We start from the raw sequence: 17,847 nt of genomic DNA on the forward strand, positions 1-17,847 counted from the left end.
TAGTTCTCCGTCCGGTCGAGCCGGACCGCCGTCCGTGTCGGTCGCACCCACACCGAGCTGGGGTTTTCCGTCGGAACTCAGACCAACCAGGCGGCCGCGTTCGGCGGCAGCTGGCCTGCATCGGCCTGCGCGCTGGCCAGCAGCAGGTCTCCCGGCGGTAGCTGGATGGGTGCGTCGGAGGCGTTGAGCACGCAGACCAGCCCGCCCGGGCGGCGGAACGCCAGGCATCCCGCCGGGCTGCCGTACCACTCGATCCGGTCCCCCGCGAACTCCGGCCGCAGCGCGCGCAGTTCGATCGCCAGGCGATACAGCGACAAGGTCGACCCCAGCTCCTCGAGCTGCGCCTCGACGGTCAGCGGCGCCCACTCGGGCGGAATCGGCAGCCACGGCGTCCCGGTGGTGAACCCGAACGGCGGCGCGACACCCTCCCACGGCAGCGGCACCCGGCAGCCGTCGCGGCCGCGCTGGGTGTGCCCCGACCGCTCCCACACCGGGTCCTGCAGCACGTCGTCGGGCAGGTCGTCGACGTTGGGCAGCCCCAGTTCGGAGCCGTTGTAGACGAAGACCGCACCTGGCAGCGCGAGTTCCACCAGCACCATCGCCCGCGCCCGCGCGACGCCGAGCGCGCCGCCGCCGTACCGGGTGACCTCCCGCTCGATGTCGTGGTTGGACAGCGTCCAGGTGGGCACGGCGAAGACCGGCGCCACGGCGGCGAGCGAGTTGTCGATCGCGTCGCGCACCGCGTCGGCGTCGAACGCCGATTCCGCGAGACGGAAGTTGAACGCCAGGTGCAGTTCGTCCGGGCGCACGTACTCGCCGAAGCGGGTGTTGTCGTTCACCCACACTTCCCCGATGGTCACGGCGTCCGGATACTCGTCGACCACCTTGCGGATCCTGCGGTGGATGTCGTGCACGGCGGGATTGTTGAAGCGCGGGTCGCTGTCGTCGTGCGCCAGCAGCGCCGAGACGGACAACTCGGGCATGTCCGGCAGGTCGTCGGGCTTGGCCATGCCATGCGCGACGTCGATGCGGAAGCCGTCCACGCCGCGGTCGAGCCAGAACCGCAACGTCTGCTCGAAATCGGCGACGACTTCGGGGTTCGTCCAGTTCAGGTCGGGTTGCTCAGGGGCGAAGATGTGCAGGTACCACTGGCCGGGCGTGCCGTCGGGTTCGGTGATCCTGGTCCACGCGGGACCGCCGAAGATGCTGGGCCAGTTGTTCGGCGGCAAGTCGCCGTCGGGACCACGGCCGTCGCGGAAGATGTACCGGTCCCGTTCCGGGCTGCCGGGAGCCGCCGCCAGCGCCGCCCGGAACCACGGGTGCTGGTCGCTGGTGTGGTTGGGCACCAGGTCCATGGTGACCTTGATCCGGCGGGCGTGCGCCTCGGCGATCAGCGCGTCCATGGCGGCGAGCCCGCCGAAGAGCTGGTCGATGTCGCGCGGATCGGCAACGTCGTAGCCGCCGTCGGCCATCGGCGAACGCATCACGGGGCAGATCCAGAGGGCGTCGACGCCGAGCAGTTCGAGATAGCCCAGTTTGTCCCGGACGCCGCCGAGATCGCCGACCCCGTCGCCGCTCGAGTCCGCGAAGGATCTGGGATAAACCTGGTAGAACACGGCGGACCGCCACCATGACGAGGTGGTGGGATCCGCCGACGCCGTTAAGGCTGGTGCATCACTCACATCGCAATAGTGCCAAAGTTTCGACGGTCGAGTTCTCGCGTACTACGACGATTCAGAGCCTTGGCAAATGATCGGCACTGCCGGCTGATCACGCGAAAAGCACTGCTCAGTCACGTTTCTCACGCGCAAGGTTCCGGTCACCGGCGGTTCATCAGCGAATCTGCCGACACCACAACGCGGTAGAAAACACACCAGCCCCCGAGGGTCAGAAGGGGGCGTTCACCAGCGAATTGGCCGCCATCTCGAGGTAGTCGAGCAGCGCCTTGCGACGTTCGTCGTCCAGTATGGCGGGCTCGATCTCGGCCACCGCGATGCGCATACACCGCAACCACGCGTCCCGCTCGACGGGGCCGATGGTGAACGGCATGTGCCGCATGCGCAGGCGGGGGTGGCCGCGTTCGTCGGAGTAGGTGCGCGGCCCGCCCCAATATTGCTCCAAGAACATCCGCAAACGACGCTCCGCCGGGCCGAGATCCTCCTCCGGATACAACGGGCGCAGCACCTCGTCGGCGGCCACCTCCCGGTAGAAGGTCGCGACGAGCCGCCGGAACGTCTCCGCCCCGCCGACCGCCTCGTAGAACGACGTCGCCGTTTGCTCGCCCGAAGTCATAGACCCTCTCGATTCACCGGATGCGTCGCCGTCCATTGTGCCCGCGCCCGGTCGCCGCCGCCGCACCGCCCATCCGCCGCCGGTCGGCAACCGGAACGTCGCGCCGGAATGGCACTTCAGCCACAGTTAACCGGACATTGTCGAAAATCACCGTGCAATGCCCGACATTCCATGGTCAACTGGGTGACAGTCTCTGCTTTGCAGATACCACATGATCCTGCCAATCATGAAATCGAGGTCGAGATGAAGCAGCGGCACGGCGCCCGATCACACGAGGCGCGAGCGCACCGACAACTCGAGCCCGCCGACGTCCACAATCGTGGGTCGGGGGCTACTCCGCTGCACATCTTGTCCGAACGATATCCGGGTGGACATCGTGGCCATCACGACCACGGACCCCGCCCCACCGCCCCTCCCACCGAGGGCACGAACTGGCTCAAGAGCCGGGTGCTGCTGTTGAACGCCACCTACGAGCCGCTCACCGCTTTGTCCGCGCGCCGCGCGATCATCCTGCTCATCTGCGACAAGGCCGACGCCATTCATCACAGCGACGAAGGCCCGGTAGTGCACTCCGCCGAGACGTCGGTGGCCATTCCTTCGGTGATCCGCCTGCGCAGCTATGTCCACGTCCCATACCGCGCCCGGGTGCCGATGACCCGCGCCGCCCTCATGCACCGGGATCGCTACCGCTGCGGATACTGCGGCGGCAAGGCCGAGACCATCGACCACGTCATCCCGCGCAGCCGCGGCGGAGAGCACTCCTGGGAGAACTGCGTCGCCAGCTGCGCGCCGTGCAACCATCGCAAAGCCGACAAGCTGCTCAGCGAGCTGGGCTGGACGCTACGGGCCCCGCTGGTCTCCCCGAAGGGACCGCACTGGCGCCTGCTGTCCACCACCGCCGAACTCGACCCGGTGTGGTTGCAGTATCTCGGCGAGGGTGCCGCCTGACGGATCAGGTGTACTCCACCACCAGCGTCGCCCAGGTCGGCGACGCCAATGCCTCGAATACGTGCGGCCGATCACCCGGGTAGGCGATGTAGTCACCCGGGTGTAGCTCGACCGGTGCGTCGACCGGGCCCACCAGCGCGCGCCCTTCGGCGAGCAGCACGTGCTCGACCACACCGGCGATATGCGGATCCGATCGGCGCGCGTGCCCCGGTTCCGCGGTGATGCGAAACAGGTCACGGCGGGAGTTGGCCGGCCCGGCCGCCAGCAGGGTCGCCCGGTACTCCGATTGCTCGGCTGCCACCACCGGGCCTTCCCCGGCGCGGATCACGTGGACTTTCGGGCGCGGCGGGTCGAGCAATCGAGAGAACGGCATGTCCAGTGCGACGCACAACGCCCACAATGTCTCCAGGCTCGGGTTCCCGGCGCCCGACTCCAGTTGCGACAACGTCGATTTCGCGATGCCGGCGCGACCTGCGACCTCGCTCAACGACAGTCCGGCCCGAGTGCGCTCGCGACGCAGCGCGGCGGCGATCACCGCCTGCGGTGTGGTCGTCGCGTCCTGCTGCGTCATTTCCCGCTCCGTTGGTCGTCCCGCACCTGCGGCGCTGGGTGTGCACGGCCGTGTCGGTTCGGCCGCGCAGAGCACATGCCAGCTCTCGCTTCGCCAGAGGCCCGAGGTGGTGCCGCCTGGTCGTTGCCCCCGCGCACTTGCGCCGCCGTGGTGCTGCTCTGTCGTTGCGTGTGGTGGTTGCCGTGATTATGCCGTGAGCTCTGCCCGGCGCCCGGTGCGGGCGCTGCTCGCATCGCTTGCCCGGCGGAACTCCTGCGGGCAAGAGGTTGACGGAGCGCCGCGTCGTGTTCACTATAAGCTACATGCGTTCGATATGGCGAACACTCGACCGGAATGCACTGCTCGGGATCGGGGCGGTGTGCCTCGCCGTGGGGGTGATCGGGATTTCCTACGGGGCCACGGCGGTCGCGGCCGGTTTTCCGGTCTGGCTGCCGGTGTTGCTCGGCTGCGTGGTGCTCGCCGGGAGTTCGGAGTTCCTGTTCCTCGGGATCGTCGCCACCGGCGGCAGTCCCCTCGCGGCGATGCTGGCGGGACTACTGGTGAACGCCCGGCATGTGCCGTACGGGCTTTCGGTCCCCGACGCGGTCGGCGCGGGTTGGTGGCGTCCGCTCGGCGTCCATCTCATGAACGACGAGTCCGTCGCGATGACCATCGCTCAGCCCGACGCGCGACGCAGGCGCGCGGCCTACTGGATCACCGGCGCGGGGGTGCTGCTCGCCTGGCCCGGCGGCGCCGCCATCGGAGCGCTGATCGGATCGGTGGTCACCGACACCTCGGCGCTCGGACTCGACGCGGTGTTCCCCGCGGTTCTGCTCGCCCTGGTGCTGCCCGCACTGCGAGACCGGACCACCCTCGCAGCGGTGGGTGTCGGCACAGCGATCGCGCTGGTCAGCGCTCCGTTCCTGCCCACAGGGCTGCCGGTCCTGCTCGCCCTGGCCGGGGTGCTGGTCGCAGTGCGGGAGAAGCCCGAACCGGCGACCGTACGGGAAGCGGCGTGATGCTGACCGCCGGAGTCGTCGCCCTCGCCGCAGGCACCTACGCGTTCCGCTGGGCCGGACCCGCCCTGCGTGACCGAGTGCGCCTTCCGGCGCGCATGGTGCGGCTGCTGGAAATCGGCGCCGTCGTATTGCTGACCGCGCTCGTCGCCGTCACCACCCTGCCGCTGGGCACCGCGAACCTCGGATTCGCCGTGCCGGCAGGAGTTTTCGCCGGTGGACTCGTCGCTTGGTTCCGACGACCCATTCTGCTGGTCATCCTCGCGGCCGCCGCGACAACGGCATTCGTGCGCCTGCTCGGCATCTCCTGAGCGACCGGGACTGTCCGGCGGCCCGCTTCTTTCTCGCGGCGGCGGGCGGCGCCGTCCCCTCCTGCCGACGGCGCCGCCTGCCCCATCGATCGCTTCGGGGCAGTCGTTTGCTACTCGAGAATTCGCTTCGTCACCTACATCTGCGAATTTCGTTGTGCACGAGACCAATCGACATCGAGACCACTGGCTTTCATGACTGCGGCGCGTGACTCCCGGGTGCCCCTGACCGCCACCACGGAATTCAGTGCGGCAGCAGAGGAATTCCTCCGCCCAGCCGGCGCGCGACCGAACCGTAGCGAGCGTCGAGCCGCAGCCATGTCTTGGTTGCCCGGACGCGCACGATCTCGGCGGGCGGGATGCGGCGGGGGTCGGCCTTCTCCCCCGAATGCGGGATGAAGTCCATCGCCGTCAGCGCGAAGACGACCCGCATCGGCACCTGGACCCGGGTGCCCGCGCCGGACACGGTCAGTACCGCCTGATCGAGCAGCGAGGCCGGCGGGCCATGGCCACTGCCGTGTTCCTTCGCCAGCTGCGCACCCTGCTCGGCGAGTTCGACGAGCGTGCGCGCGGGCACGTCATCGACGTGCGCGAACCCGTCCGTGGGCGGCAACGCGCCACGCCACGCGGAGTCCATCGCGTATCCGAGGTCTATCCGACCGCCGCTCGCCGAACCGGCCAGCACGAGATCGGCGCCGACCGTCACGTCGTCGACGCCGAGCTCGGCCACCACGGTGCGCATCGCCAACGCCTCGAAACCCGTCGCCACCCAGGCCGCGACGTACTTCTCCCCGCGGCGGCGCAGGCGCACCACCGCCGCAGGGTCCAGCCGCACGGCCCTGGTCAGAAACGTCGCGAGATTCTCTCGCTCCGCCGGATCGGGCACATGCAGCACACGTTGTTCTGTCATCACGGCCGCTCCGCCGTCAGCATCCGACCAGCGCCGACGCTCACTCCGTCCATTCGGACAGGTAATCACGCTCGGCATCGGTGAGCCTGCGCAACCGCTGCGCCCGCATATCGAACGCCGCGATCTGCGTGGACGCGACCACGGCCGCGGGCGAATCGGGCTGCGCGCCCGCCGCCCGCACCTCGTAACCGATGGTGAAGTCGACCGCGCGCAACTGCTCGATCCACATGGCGATATCCAGCGGCGTGTCCTCGTGCCGCAGCTGGCCGCGATACCGGACCCGCAGGTCGGCGAGGACGCAACCCTCGCGCAGCGGGGCGGTCGGACGGCCGTCCTCGAACAGCCACGGAATCCGCGCCTCTTCCAGCAACGTCACCATGCGGGCGTGGTTGACGTGCTGGAACACGTCCATATCCGACCACCTGACGTCCACCTTGGCGTGGAAACGCCTGGGCAGCACGAGACTGCCCGACGCCTTTCCGCTGCCGCTCACCGAACTCGTCAACGTGGTACCTCCGATTGAGCGCCCACCCCGCTCACCATGCTCCGCACTTGCCGCGCTGCAACCGACAACGTGGCGAGATCGTGGGTTCCGGACTCGAACAATTCCGACAGCGCCGCCCTGGCTCGGCCGAGGCGGGACTGATTCTTCGACTCCCAGTATGCAATCTTCTCGTCCGCGGTCTCCTCGGGGTCGCCGCCGGAGAGCACATCGAGCGTGAGCGAGCGCAGCGAACCGTACATGTCGTCGCGCAGCGCGAGTCGCGCCAGCGCATGCCAGCGGTCACCGCGTTCGAGGTGGCTGACCGCCTGCAGCAACCAGTCGATCTTGAGGTGATCGTTGAGCGCGTAGTACAGCGACCCGACCTCGTCGCCGTCCCGATCGGTGATGTCGGCGATGTCCACGATGTCCAGCAGCGGGAACAGGTGCAGCAGACCGAAGACCTCGGTGGCCAGGTCGGTCGGCGCGCCACGGGCGATCAACTCGGCGGATCGGTCGGTGAGGGTGAACACGTGATGTCCGCGCAGCCACCCCGGCACCTTCGGGGCGAGTGCGCGCACGTCGGCGCGGTACCGGCTGATCTCCGAGCCCACCGCGATCGGCTGCGGCCGGTTGCTCAGCAGCCACCGGGACGCCCGGTCCAGGGTGCGCTTGGTCTCCAGTTCGAGCAGGTCGCGCACCGCGGTGGGTGCGTCGCAGGCGCGAATGCGCGCCCAGCGCTCCTGCAGGTCGAAGATTCCGGTCGCCGCCGCGAAGGCGCGCACCGCGTCGGTGGTGGTGGCGCCGACCTCCTCGTTGAGCCGGTGCGCGTAGGTGATGCCGCCGTAGTCCACCATCTCGTTGGCGATCATCGTGGTGACGATCTCCCGCCGCAGCCGGTGACGCTTGATCGCCGCGCCGAACCGGTCGCGCAGCGGCGTCGGGAAGTAGTCCGGCAGCCGCGCGGCGAAGTACTGGCTGTCGGGCAGGTCGGAATCGAGCAGATCGGACTTGAGCGAAAGCTTCACGTGCGCCATCAGATTGGCCAGCTCCGGCGAGGCCAGCCCGGAGCCTTCCTCCGACCTGCGCTTCATCTCCTGATCCGAGGGCAGCGCTTCGAGCTCGCGATCGAGGCCGCGCCGCTGTTCGAGATCCTCGATCAGCCGCATCTGCACACTCAGCATCTGCGTCGCCTCGGTACGCGAGATCCCCATGAGGAAGTTCTGCGCCACGTTGTCCCGCAGGACCATCTGCGCGACTTCGTCGGTCATCGAGGCCAGCAGCGGATTGCGCTCGTCCGGTGGCAGTTGACCGCCGGAGACGACGGCGTCGAGCAAGATCTTGATATTGACCTCGTGGTCGGAGCAGTCCACGCCCGCCGAGTTGTCCAGCGCGTCGGTGTTCATCTTGCCGCCGTTACGGCAGAACTCGATCCGGCCCAGCGCCGTCGCGCCCAGGTTGCCGCCCTCCCCGACCACCTTGACGCGCAATCGGTTCCCGTTGACACGAACCGGGTCGTTCGACTTGTCACCCACCTCGGCGTTGGTTTCGGTGCTCGCCTTGATGTAGGTGCCGATCCCACCGTTCCACAGCAGATCGACCGGGGCCAGCAGGATCGCGCGGACCAGTTCCGGCGGCGACAGCGAGACGACGTCATCGCCCAGGCCGAGGGCGGCCCTGGCCTGCGGGCTGATCGGCACCGCCTTCACCGTGCGGTCCCACACGCCGCCGCCGGGGCTGATCAGCGACGTGTCGTAGTCCGCCCACGACGACCTCGGCAACGCGAACATCCGCTGCCGCTCCCGATACGAACGCGCCGCATCCGGATCCGGATCCAAGAAAATATGGCGGTGATCGAACGCAGCCACCAACCGAATGTGCTCCGACAACAACATCCCGTTACCGAACACATCACCACTCATGTCACCGATACCGACGACAGTGAAGTCTTGGGTCTGGGTGTCGATGTCCATCTCACGGAAATGACGCTTCACGCTCTCCCACGCGCCCTTGGCGGTGATGCCCATCGCCTTGTGGTCATAACCCGCCGAACCGCCCGAAGCGAACGCGTCGCCCAGCCAGAAGCCGTAGCTTTGCGCCACGTCGTTGGCGATGTCGGAGAACGTCGCCGTGCCCTTGTCCGCCGCCACCACCAGGTAGGGGTCGTCACCATCGCACCGCACGACCCTCGCAGGGGGCAGCACCTGCCCACTGGCGCGGTCGACGTTGTCGGTGACGTCCAGCAGGCCGGAAATGAACGTGCGATAGCACGCGACGCCTTCCGCGCCCAATGCCTGCCGGTCCGCGACCGGATCGCCTGTGGCGGCGGGCGGTTGCTTCACCACGAAGCCGCCCTTGGCGCCCACCGGCACGATCACGGCATTCTTCACCGCCTGCGCCTTGACCAAACCCAAGATCTCGGTGCGGAAATCCTCCAACCGATCCGACCACCGCAGTCCACCACGGGCCACCGGCCCGAACCGTAGATGCACGCCCTCGACTCGGGGCGAGTAGACGAAGATCTCGAATTGGGGCTTCGGCTTCGGCAATTCGGCGATTTCCCGCGGTTCCACCTTCACCGAGACGTAGTCGCGCGGGTTTCCTTCCGCGTCGGTCACGTAGTAGTTGGTGCGCAGCGTCGCCTTGATCAGGCCGAGGATCGCGCGCAGGATGCGGTCGGCGTCCAGGCTGACCACCTCGTCGATCCGCCCACGCACCTGGGTCTCCAGGTCCTTCGCGTGCTCGGCGGAGACGGTGTCGGGATCGAAACGCGCGGCGAACAAGTCGACGAACAGGCGCGCGATATCCGGATAGGTGAGCAGCACCCGGCAGATATTGGCCTGGCTGTATGGAAAACCGGCCTGCTGCAGGTACTTCGCATAGGTGCGCAGGATCGAGACGGCCCGCCACGGCAACCGGGCACGCAACACGAGTTCGTTGAGACCGTCCGCCTCCGCGCGCCCGTACCACATGGCCTCGAAGGCTTCCACGAACCGCTCGCGCAGCCCGCGTACCTCGGCTTCCAGCACATCGGCGCGCTTGGAGGACTCGAGCAGTTCCGCGTCCAGATCCCGATCGAGCGAGCTGCGCAGCAGCTCCGCGCGAGCCAGCAGACCGAAGTCGTAGATCCACCGCTCACCGCCGGCTCCGCCGTCGGCGGCCTCCAGCTCGAGCTGGTACGGCCGCTCGTCGACCACTTCGACGCCGAGGCTCTGCAACAGCGGGAGCACCTGGCTCAGAGAGATACCGCTGCCGCCGACATAGAGCGTGAAGCGCCAGGATCCCGGCGCCGAGTCCGGCTTCCGATACAGATACTGGTCGATCCGTCCGTCGCGCAGCCGCTCCAGCCGAACGATGTCCGCCAGCGCGCGGGCCGCGGCGAAATCCTGTTTGTAGCCCTCGGGGAAAGCTTCCGCGTACCGCTGCACCACGGCGGGATCGAGCACCGTCGACGTGCTCACCTCGTCGTTCAAGCGGTCGTCCCAGGTGCGGCTGGCCTCGGCGAGCAGGGCCTGCAGACGCAGCCGGTTGGGTTCGGACGTGTCGGCGGCGGGCGTCGCGCGACGCTGAACGCCGAGTTCGGCCTCCGGCATGCGCACCGTGAAATACACGCGCGCCAAGTCGCTTTCGCCCACCCGCGCGGAATAGTCGATGGACACCCCGCCCAGTTCGCGGACCAGGATGTCCTGCATCTCCAGCCGCGCGCTGGTGGTGTATCGGTCGCGAGGCAGATAGACCAGGCAGGCGACATAGCGGCCGTAGGTATCCGCGCGCAGGAACAGGCGCACCTGGCGGCGCAGGCCCACGCCGAGCACGGCAGTGGCGGTGCGGCGCAGCGTCTCACCGTCGGCGGAGAACAGTTCGGTGCGCGGGAAGGACTGGATGACCTCGAGCATCGCCTGGCCGGAGAACGATTCCAGGTCGAATCCGCTCCCCTCGATCGCCGACCGGACCCGGCGCTCGATCACGGGGATATCCAAGACGTTCTCGTGCACGGCGGTAACGGTGAATACACCGATGAACAGGTGTTCACCGATGACCGTTCCGTCGGCGTCGAAGTCGGCGACGCTGACGAAGTACGGGTACACCGCGCGGTGCACGGTGGCGGGGACCAGCCCCTGGGTCAGCGTCAGCAGCGGGCGGTCACCACCGTTGACCGGCACGTGGAAGTCGGTGCCCACGTCCGGGCGCAGCACCCCGAGGCAGGTGGCGGGCAGGACCGTGGACATCTCTCGGCCCTGGTCGGTGTTCAGCCGGTAGCGCGCGTAACCGAGGAGGGTGAAGTTCCCGCCGGCCAGCCAGCGCAGCAGATTCGCGGTGTCGGTCAGTTCGGTCGGCTCGAACGGCGCGGTCCCGGATCGCGCCGCCTGGTCCAGGTCGTCGGCCAGTTTGCTCTGCACGTCCTCGATGGCTTCGGTGTCGCCGATCACTTGACGCACATCGTCCACCACGTCCGGCACCGCCGCCTCGACCTTGGCCAGCAGCGCCGCACTGGTCGAGGGATGCAATTGCACGTGCATCCAGGATTCACGCAGGCCCGCCGCGCCGGTACCGTCCACCTCGTGCGCGGCGGCGTGCGTGAGCTGCCCCCGCTCGTCCCGCTCGACCTCGAAGATCGGGTGGATGATCTCGCTGACGCTCACGCCGATCCGGCTCAGCGAGGAGCTGATCGACTCCACCAGCAGCGGCATGTCGTCGGTGACGATCTGCACCGCCGCACCGATTCCGGAGCCGTCATCCGGGTGATACACCCGCACCAGCGCGCGACCGGGGCGGCGCGTCACCGCCAACTCGAGGTGCCTGCGGAAGATCTGGGTGATGCCGGTGATCGCACAGTCCACATCGCCCGCGTCGACGTGGCGGAAGTACGCCTCCTCGAGCGTCGCGAGTTCGCCGCGCAGCGACTGCGGCAAACCCGCGGCCCACGCCGCGCTGGACAATTCGGACGAGACGGTCATTTTCGCCAACTCCCTCGGATATCGGTTCCGTAACAAAGTGACGCCGGTCCGAGGGTAACTGTGCGCCGATGACGCGTGGGTGAAATCCCTTTCGACATCCAGGTGTTCACCACGACCGCGGAATTCGCCGCTCGTGTGCCGGGGTCGCACGCGACGACTTCGGGCACAGCACAGAATCGGACCCGCTAACGTCAGGTGAGCGCTACAGGCCGTATCCGTGGCGGCAGCGGCGCCGCACCGGTACCTCGGGTCAGCTCGACCACCGCGCCGGCGGTCGAAGCCACCGATTGCTCGAACTGCGCCTGCGCATTCACGTCTCCCACCCTAGCGAGCTACGCACGGGTAGGTGTCACTCCTGTTCCGCGTTCGCGACAAAGACTTTTCGCGCCGCCCCACCGAGCGCGTTCGATCCCCCCTTCCGGCTCTGTTCTCCGGCTGCGCCGCCTCCCACGGCGCATGAGCAAACACCAGGCAGCAGCGGCCACGATTTCGTGCGCACACCCGCAGTAGCAATGGGTTCACACACGGCGAAATCGACTCGCCGCCATCCGGTCCGACTGCCGTTCACAGCGAACGGGCACGAGCGCCGCGAGTTGCCGGGGTGGGTGCGGCCCGCACCCACCCCCGCGCCGAACTCAGCCGCGGGTCAACTTGCGGTGCGTCACCCGGTGCGGACGGGCCGCTTCCGGGCCGAGGCGCTCGACCTTGTTGGCCTCGTAGGCTTCGAAGTTGCCCTCGAACCAGAACCATTTGGCCTCGTTGTCGGAGTCACCCTCCCACGCGAGGATGTGGGTGCAGGTGCGGTCGAGGAACCAGCGGTCGTGCGAGATGACCACCGCGCAGCCGGGGAACTTCTCCAGCGCGTTCTCCAGCGAGCCCAGGGTCTCCACGTCGAGGTCGTTGGTCGGCTCGTCGAGCAGGATCAGGTTCCCGCCCTGCTTGAGCGTCATCGCCAGGTTCAGCCGGTTGCGCTCACCACCGGACAGCACGCCCGCGGGCTTCTGCTGGTCGGGGCCCTTGAAGCCGAATGCGCTCACGTAAGCCCGTGACGGCATCTCCTGCTGGCCGACCTCGATGTAGTCCAGGCCGTCGGAGACGACCTGCCAGACCGTCTTCTTCGGGTCGATGCCCGCGCGGTTCTGATCGACGTAACTCAGCTTGACCGTATCGCCGACCTTCACCTCGCCGCTGTCCGGCTGCTCGAGCCCGACGATGGTCTTGAACAGCGTGGTCTTACCGACGCCGTTGGGACCGATCACGCCGACGATGCCGTTGCGGGGCAGGGTGAACGACAGGTCCTTGATCAACTGGCGGTCGCCGAAGCCCTTGTCCAGGTGCTCGACCTCCACCACCACGTTGCCCAGGCGCGGGCCTGCGGGGATCTGGATCTCCTCGAAGTCCAGCTTCCGCATCTTCTCGGCCTCTGCCGCCATCTCCTCGTACCGGCCGAGGCGGGCCTTGTTCTTGGCCTGCCTGGCCTTCGCGCCGGACCGCACCCAGGCGAGCTCTTCCTTGAGCCGCTTCTGCAGCTTCTGGTCCTTCTTGCCCTGGACCTCGAGCCGCTCGGCCTTCTTCTCCAGGTAGGTGGAGTAGTTGCCCTCGTACGGGTAGGCGCGGCCGCGATCCAGCTCGAGGATCCATTGGGCGACGTTGTCCAGGAAGTACCGGTCGTGGGTGACCGCGAGCACGGCGCCCTGGTACTGCGCCAGGTGCTGCTCGAGCCAGTTCACGCTCTCGGCGTCCAAGTGGTTGGTCGGCTCGTCGAGCAGCAGCAGGTCGGGCTTGCTCAGCAGCAGCTTGCACAACGCCACCCGGCGGCGCTCACCACCGGAGAGGTTGGTCACCGGCTCGTCCGGCGGCGGGCAGCGCAGCGCGTCCATCGCCTGCTCGAGCTGGGAGTCCAGATCCCACGCGTCGGCATGATCCAGATCTTCCTGGAGCTTGCCCATCTCCTCCATGAGCTCGTCGGAGTAGTCGGTGGCCATCAGCTCGGCGATCTCGTTGAAGCGATCCAGCTTCACCTTGATCTCGCCCATGCCCTCCTCGACGTTGCCGCGGACGGTCTTCTCCTCGTTGAGCGGAGGTTCCTGCTGCAGGATGCCGACGGTGGCGCCGGCGGCGAGGAACGCGTCACCGTTGTTCGGCTGGTCCAGTCCGGCCATGATCTTCAGCACGCTGGATTTACCCGCGCCGTTCGGGCCGACGACGCCGATCTTGGCGCCGGGAAGGAAGTTCAAGGTGACATCGTCGAGCACGACTTTGTCGCCGTGCGCCTTGCGAACCTTCTTCATCTGGTAAATGAACTCAGCCATAAGTGTGAAGCCTATCGGTGCGAGAGATGAGCGGACGAAGCAGAGCTACCCTGCCGCGCAGGACGAAGACCGGTCGTGCGATCAAGCGTCGGCAGGCTCGGGCGTGCTGTCGCGAGCCGGTGCCGAACCGGCGGTAACGATATTCTCCCCCAGCGCGGCACCGACCGGCACCCGACCTTCAGCGCTCGACGCCTCGGAAGTATTCCGCGACGGCAGGTCGGACCACCGTGTCACCTGTGCGGTGCAGCGGGACAGGTCCGGTCCGACCGCGGTCGCGCGCATCTCCAGATCCCGTCGTTCGACGCCGTCCTTGCTGCGGTACTCGTGCGAGCGCAGCTGGCCGTGGGCGATGATCGGATCGCCGCGCCGCAGGGACGCGTCGACACCGGCCACCAGCCGGCGCCAGCAGCTGACGGTGAGATACAACGTGCCGTTGTCCACCCATTGCCCCGACGTGTGATCCAGCCGACGAGAATTGCTCGCCAGCCGGAAGGTGACCACCTGCTCGCCATTGGTCAGATCGCGCTTGACCGGATGGGTGGCGATCGTTCCGATCACGGTCGCGTTCGCCTCGTACATGATTACGCCCCTTCACATTCGGATCCGGGTCTGCCCGGATTTCCTCCCCCACCAGGAGGCACTTCCAGGGTGCGCCGATTCCGCGAAAGCCGAGCGACCCGTTGCCGGAATGTGCACAACTCCGCCGAATGTGAAAAACGAGCTTTCACCTCGTTCGGTCAGAACACCGCCACGTCGGTATTCGCTCCGCACAGGACGATCACCGGTCGCTCATCCGGCGCGGGAACGTAGGCGCCGCTGTGCACGGCCGCCAGCGCCGCGGCGCCCGCCATCTCGACCAGGATGCGGAATTCGCGCCACAGATACTCGCGCGCCGCGGTGATCGCGTCATCGCTCACCAGCAGCGACCGCACGTCGTGCCTGCGGGCGACGTCGAGGGCGATGTCACCGATCCGCGTCGGCCCCAGGGTGTCGACGGTGACTCCGGACCCGACGATGTCGACCGGACGATCCTCCGCCAGCGCCGCGCGCAGGACCGCCGCACCCTCGGGCTCGATTCCGATCACCCGTTGACGGCGCCCGACCGCCGCCGCGATCCCGGCGATCAGTCCGCCGCCGCCCACCGCGGCCAGCACCGGCGGACGCCCGCGCACCTGCTCTTCGAGTTCCAGCCCGACGACGCCGATGCCTGCGACCACCGCGGGCAGGTCGTAGCCGTGCAGCAACAGCGCGCCGCGTTCGGTGGCCAGTTCCGTCGCGTGCGCCAAGGCCTCGGCGTAGGTGGTGCCGTGCCACAGCACTTCGGCGCCGTGCGACCACATCGCGGCGACCTTCGTGTGCGGCGCCGTCTCCGGGACGACGACCGTGCAGGTCTTGTCCAGCCGTGCCGCGGCCAGCGCGGCCGCGATGCCCGCGTTGCCGCCGGAGGCGATCACCACCTGATCGACGCCGTCGCCCGACTCCAGCAACGCGTTGAGGCTGCCGCGCACCTTGAACGTCCCGCCGTGCTGGAGGTGCTCGAGTTTCATCGTCACCGGCACCGGGCCCGACGGGCTCGCCACGGACGTGTGGAAGACGGGCGTCTTGCGGATCCGGCCCGCCAGCCGCTTGCGTGCGGATCGCACGTGCGACCGTTCCACCCGCCCGGCCGGTCTGTGTGGGGAGACCGTGGTGGCGCGTTCACTCACTTACGCACTTCTCCATCTCGCTTGGCCAGCTCGGCGAACATCGCGTTGTGTGCGGCGAGAGCGGCGTCGTTGTCGCGTTCGGCGGCGCGGTCGGTGCGCCGCGCGAGCCGCTGATCGCTGCGCGACCATTGGATCAGCAACGCCAGCATCACCACCACCAGGGGCACTTCACCGCTCGCCCAGGCGAGGCTGCCGCCGGTGCGCTGGTCACCGAGCAGATCGCCGTTCCAGCCGAGACCGAGACCGCGGTAGAACCAGCCGCCGAGCACCGTGGTCATGCTCATCAGCGCGATGCCGAAGAACGCGTGGAACGGCAGTGAGCCGAACACCATGGCGAGCTTGGTCAGCGGCTCCACCTGCCTCGGCTTGGGATCGATGCCGATCACCACCCAATAGAACAGGTAGCCGCTGAGCAGGAAGTGCAGGTTCATCAGCAGGTGCGCGGCATGCGAGTCGGCGTAGGCGTCGAAGATGCCGCCCAGGTAGAGCGCGTAGAACCCGCCGACGAAGATCGCCGAGGCCACGATCGGGTGGGTCAGGAAACGCGACACCGGGTTGTGCACCGCGGCGAGCAGCCATTCCCGCGGACCGGGCACGCCGCCGCGGCCCGCCGGGGGCAGCGCGCGCAGCGCCAGCGTCACCGCACCACCCAGCGCGAACAGGATCGGCGCGAGCATCGACAACGCCATGTGCGCCCCCATGTGCACGCTGAACATCGCGGGCGAGTACCGGCCCACACCAGAGGAGGTCGCGACGAGCAGCACCACACAGCCGGACAGCCAGGCGAGCGTCCGCCCGGCCGGCCACACGTCACCCCGTGCGCGCAGCCGCCGCACGCCGAGCAGGTACAGCACCGCGAGGACGATCGACAACGTGCCGAAGATCAGATCGAACCGCCAGTCGAACAGCAGGCGCGCCGAGCTGGGCGGCCCGGCCAGGTCGTAGCCCAGTTCCACCTCGACGGGAGTCGGGACGGAGGCCGGCGGTGGCGGCGGCGTGCGGCCGAGGCCCACCGCGAGGCCGATGGTCGCGGCGAAGATCAGCACCTCGACGCCCGCGTACCGGATCAGCGCCCTGCGGTCGCCGGGATCGGCCGCCAGAGCGGGCAGCGCGGCGCGGCGCTGCAGATAACCGAACACGCCGAGCACCGCCAACGCCGCGGCTTTGGCCAGCACCAACCTGCCGTAGGTGGTGGTGAACAGCTCGTCCAGCGGCACCCGGACCCAGGAGTTGATCACGCCGCTGACGGCGATCACAGCGAACGCGACCGTGGCGGTCAGCGAGAAACGCCGCGCCGCCACGTCGGTGTAGGCGCCCCCGCGCACGGCGTGCGCCAGCACCGCGAACAAGCCGCCGACCCAGACGGCGGAGGAGACAAGGTGCAGGATCAGGCTGTTGGTCGCCACGTCGTGCGACCCGCCCGAGGAGGAATGCCCGGTCAGCGCCAGCGGCATCATGGTGGCGATCGCGGCGCCGAGCAAGACCGGAGTCCAGCCCCAGCGCAGCGCGAGCCGGCAACCGATCGCGACGATCAGGGCGAAGACGACGGTCGTCCGCCAGGCCCCGGCCAGCTCGATCTGACCGATGGCCCGCCACAGACCGGCCGGCCGAAGCACCTCCCCCACCGGCTGACCAGTGGTGTCCGAGACCGTCAGCGGTACCAGAAGCGCCGCACAGCACGCCCACAGCACCGCGAAGTTCGACGCCATGCGCACCGCGCGATACCCGCCCACGTCCAGCAACCCATTGCGCTGGGGTGGCACGAGGAAGGCCGCGAACAGCAGCGAACCGACTGTCAGCGCCCCTGACAGATCGGCGAGCGCCCGGATCGCGGGCAGTCCGTAGGTGGTCGGCGCGCCCGGGTCGGGAATGCCGAGCAGACTCAGCGCCTGGGCCGCCGACAACCCCACCACCAGCGCCGCGACCACGGCCGCGATGGCGCCGGCCAGCGCGGTGACCGCCGCGTACCTCGCCCCGGACCGGGCGGCCTCGGCTCGGGGAGCGGCGGACGAGGTGGGGACGGACGACATACGACTGAGCGTAGTTCGGCGAGTATTCCGTGGCCCGGTCGGGTTTGTACCGATATCCTGGCCGCGGATCACCACCGGCGCGTCACCTACTGTCTCGGGATGGCTGAAACCTTGCTAACACTGAGAATCCGCCCACTTGGACGGTCGCTATAATCGACCCGCTGGACAGCACGGCCGATGTCGGCCATCGTGGAACCCGCTGCCTCCGTAGCTCAGTTGGATAGAGCAAGGGCCTTCTAATCCCTAGGTCGCAGGTTCGATTCCTGCCGGGGGCGCAGCAGCGCTGGGGGACCTGCAACGATGCGGGTCCCCCAGTGCTATTACCCGCCAACCGCG

14 protein-coding genes and 1 tRNA gene are annotated in these 17,847 nt (G+C 68.3%); 4 read left to right on the forward strand and 11 right to left on the reverse strand.

Annotated elements, in window-relative coordinates; translation table 11 throughout:
* Nucleotides 1–77: 77 nt before the first annotated feature.
* Together ACWEKR_RS07835 and ACWEKR_RS07840 are read right to left on the reverse strand one after the other, a co-directional pair.
* Entirely contained in the window at nucleotides 78–1,682 is a 1,605-nt protein-coding gene (locus ACWEKR_RS07835) for a glycoside hydrolase family 13 protein (protein WP_452353829.1), read from the reverse strand.
* 205 nt (nucleotides 1,683–1,887) lie between these two features.
* The gene (locus ACWEKR_RS07840) at nucleotides 1,888–2,292 is read right to left on the reverse strand and encodes a globin (protein WP_452353830.1); all 405 of its coding nucleotides are present in this window, start codon (nucleotides 2,290–2,292) and stop codon (nucleotides 1,888–1,890) included.
* A gap of 243 nt (nucleotides 2,293–2,535) precedes the next feature.
* On the opposite strand from ACWEKR_RS07840, the gene ACWEKR_RS07845 reads away from it, so the two are divergent.
* Nucleotides 2,536–3,240 (forward strand): HNH endonuclease, encoded by a 705-nt coding sequence (locus tag ACWEKR_RS07845; RefSeq protein WP_195084820.1) that lies wholly within the window; start codon nucleotides 2,536–2,538, stop codon nucleotides 3,238–3,240.
* A 4-nt stretch (nucleotides 3,241–3,244) separates the two neighbouring features.
* Here ACWEKR_RS07845 and ACWEKR_RS07850 read toward each other — a convergent pair whose 3' ends face one another.
* Nucleotides 3,245–3,811 carry a helix-turn-helix domain-containing protein gene (locus tag ACWEKR_RS07850; protein WP_195084819.1) on the reverse strand — a complete coding sequence of 189 codons (567 nt, stop codon included), beginning with the start codon at nucleotides 3,809–3,811 and terminating at the stop codon, nucleotides 3,245–3,247.
* 302 nt (nucleotides 3,812–4,113) lie between these two features.
* Between ACWEKR_RS07850 and ACWEKR_RS07855 the strand changes: the two genes are divergently transcribed.
* Together ACWEKR_RS07855 and ACWEKR_RS07860 are read left to right on the forward strand one after the other, a co-directional pair.
* Entirely contained in the window at nucleotides 4,114–4,809 is a 696-nt protein-coding gene (locus ACWEKR_RS07855) for an AzlC family ABC transporter permease (RefSeq protein ID WP_452353831.1), read from the forward strand.
* Complete coding sequence (locus ACWEKR_RS07860; protein WP_452354118.1) at nucleotides 4,809–5,117, forward strand: AzlD domain-containing protein; 309 nt, start codon at nucleotides 4,809–4,811, stop codon at nucleotides 5,115–5,117. The genes ACWEKR_RS07855 and ACWEKR_RS07860 overlap by 1 nt, the downstream gene beginning before the upstream one ends.
* Nucleotides 5,118–5,358: 241 nt before the next feature.
* Here the strand turns inward: ACWEKR_RS07860 and ACWEKR_RS07865 are convergent, their stop codons facing one another.
* The 8 genes from ACWEKR_RS07865 to ACWEKR_RS07900 all read right to left on the reverse strand — a co-directional run bounded on the left by ACWEKR_RS07865 (nucleotide 5,359) and on the right by ACWEKR_RS07900 (nucleotide 17,511).
* Nucleotides 5,359–6,024, reverse strand: coding sequence for a hypothetical protein (locus tag ACWEKR_RS07865; RefSeq protein ID WP_452353832.1), 666 nt, complete (start codon nucleotides 6,022–6,024; stop codon nucleotides 5,359–5,361).
* Nucleotides 6,025–6,064: 40 nt separating this feature from the next.
* Nucleotides 6,065–6,529 carry an acyl-CoA thioesterase gene (locus ACWEKR_RS07870; RefSeq protein WP_452353833.1) on the reverse strand — a complete coding sequence of 155 codons (465 nt, stop codon included), beginning with the start codon at nucleotides 6,527–6,529 and terminating at the stop codon, nucleotides 6,065–6,067.
* Nucleotides 6,526–11,463, reverse strand: a complete 4,938-nt coding sequence (locus ACWEKR_RS07875) for an NAD-glutamate dehydrogenase (RefSeq protein WP_452353834.1) — start codon at nucleotides 11,461–11,463, stop codon at nucleotides 6,526–6,528. The genes ACWEKR_RS07870 and ACWEKR_RS07875 overlap by 4 nt, the downstream gene beginning before the upstream one ends.
* Nucleotides 11,464–11,654: 191 nt before the next feature.
* Entirely contained in the window at nucleotides 11,655–11,777 is a 123-nt protein-coding gene (locus ACWEKR_RS07880; protein WP_452353835.1) for a hypothetical protein, read from the reverse strand.
* A gap of 321 nt (nucleotides 11,778–12,098) precedes the next feature.
* Nucleotides 12,099–13,775 carry an energy-dependent translational throttle protein EttA gene (ettA, locus tag ACWEKR_RS07885; RefSeq protein ID WP_195084815.1) on the reverse strand — a complete coding sequence of 559 codons (1,677 nt, stop codon included), beginning with the start codon at nucleotides 13,773–13,775 and terminating at the stop codon, nucleotides 12,099–12,101.
* A gap of 81 nt (nucleotides 13,776–13,856) precedes the next feature.
* Nucleotides 13,857–14,354 (reverse strand): single-stranded DNA-binding protein, encoded by a 498-nt coding sequence (locus tag ACWEKR_RS07890; protein ID WP_452353836.1) that lies wholly within the window; start codon nucleotides 14,352–14,354, stop codon nucleotides 13,857–13,859.
* Between the two features lie 158 nt (nucleotides 14,355–14,512).
* Nucleotides 14,513–15,481 (reverse strand): serine/threonine dehydratase, encoded by a 969-nt coding sequence (locus ACWEKR_RS07895; RefSeq protein WP_452353837.1) that lies wholly within the window; start codon nucleotides 15,479–15,481, stop codon nucleotides 14,513–14,515.
* Nucleotides 15,478–17,511, reverse strand: coding sequence for a cytochrome c oxidase assembly protein (locus ACWEKR_RS07900; protein WP_452353838.1), 2,034 nt, complete (start codon nucleotides 17,509–17,511; stop codon nucleotides 15,478–15,480). Before ACWEKR_RS07900 ends, ACWEKR_RS07895 begins: the two co-directional genes overlap by 4 nt.
* A gap of 201 nt (nucleotides 17,512–17,712) precedes the next feature.
* Here ACWEKR_RS07900 and ACWEKR_RS07905 point away from each other — a divergent pair.
* Nucleotides 17,713–17,786: transfer RNA gene (locus tag ACWEKR_RS07905), tRNA-Arg, on the forward strand.
* The last annotated feature ends 61 nt before the right edge of the window (nucleotides 17,787–17,847 follow it).

This window comes from Nocardia sp. NPDC004573, from assembly GCF_053602135.1.

What these genes read in the sequence shown, in the direction of transcription:
- ACWEKR_RS07875 (WP_452353834.1), bottom strand. Translation starts at nt 11,463, where the DNA reads ATGACCGTCTCGTCCGAATTGTCCAGCGCGGCGTGGGCCGCGGGTTTG.
- ACWEKR_RS07900 (WP_452353838.1), bottom strand. Translation starts at nt 17,511, where the DNA reads ATGTCGTCCGTCCCCACCTCGTCCGCCGCTCCCCGAGCCGAGGCCGCC.
- ACWEKR_RS07890 (WP_452353836.1), bottom strand. Translation starts at nt 14,354, where the DNA reads ATGTACGAGGCGAACGCGACCGTGATCGGAACGATCGCCACCCATCCG.
- ACWEKR_RS07850 (WP_195084819.1), bottom strand. Translation starts at nt 3,811, where the DNA reads ATGACGCAGCAGGACGCGACGACCACACCGCAGGCGGTGATCGCCGCC.
- ACWEKR_RS07840 (WP_452353830.1), bottom strand. Translation starts at nt 2,292, where the DNA reads ATGACTTCGGGCGAGCAAACGGCGACGTCGTTCTACGAGGCGGTCGGC.
- ACWEKR_RS07855 (WP_452353831.1), top strand. Translation starts at nt 4,114, where the DNA reads ATGCGTTCGATATGGCGAACACTCGACCGGAATGCACTGCTCGGGATC.
- ettA (WP_195084815.1), bottom strand. Translation starts at nt 13,775, where the DNA reads ATGGCTGAGTTCATTTACCAGATGAAGAAGGTTCGCAAGGCGCACGGC.
- ACWEKR_RS07845 (WP_195084820.1), top strand. Translation starts at nt 2,536, where the DNA reads ATGAAGCAGCGGCACGGCGCCCGATCACACGAGGCGCGAGCGCACCGA.
- ACWEKR_RS07865 (WP_452353832.1), bottom strand. Translation starts at nt 6,024, where the DNA reads ATGACAGAACAACGTGTGCTGCATGTGCCCGATCCGGCGGAGCGAGAG.
- ACWEKR_RS07860 (WP_452354118.1), top strand. Translation starts at nt 4,809, where the DNA reads ATGCTGACCGCCGGAGTCGTCGCCCTCGCCGCAGGCACCTACGCGTTC.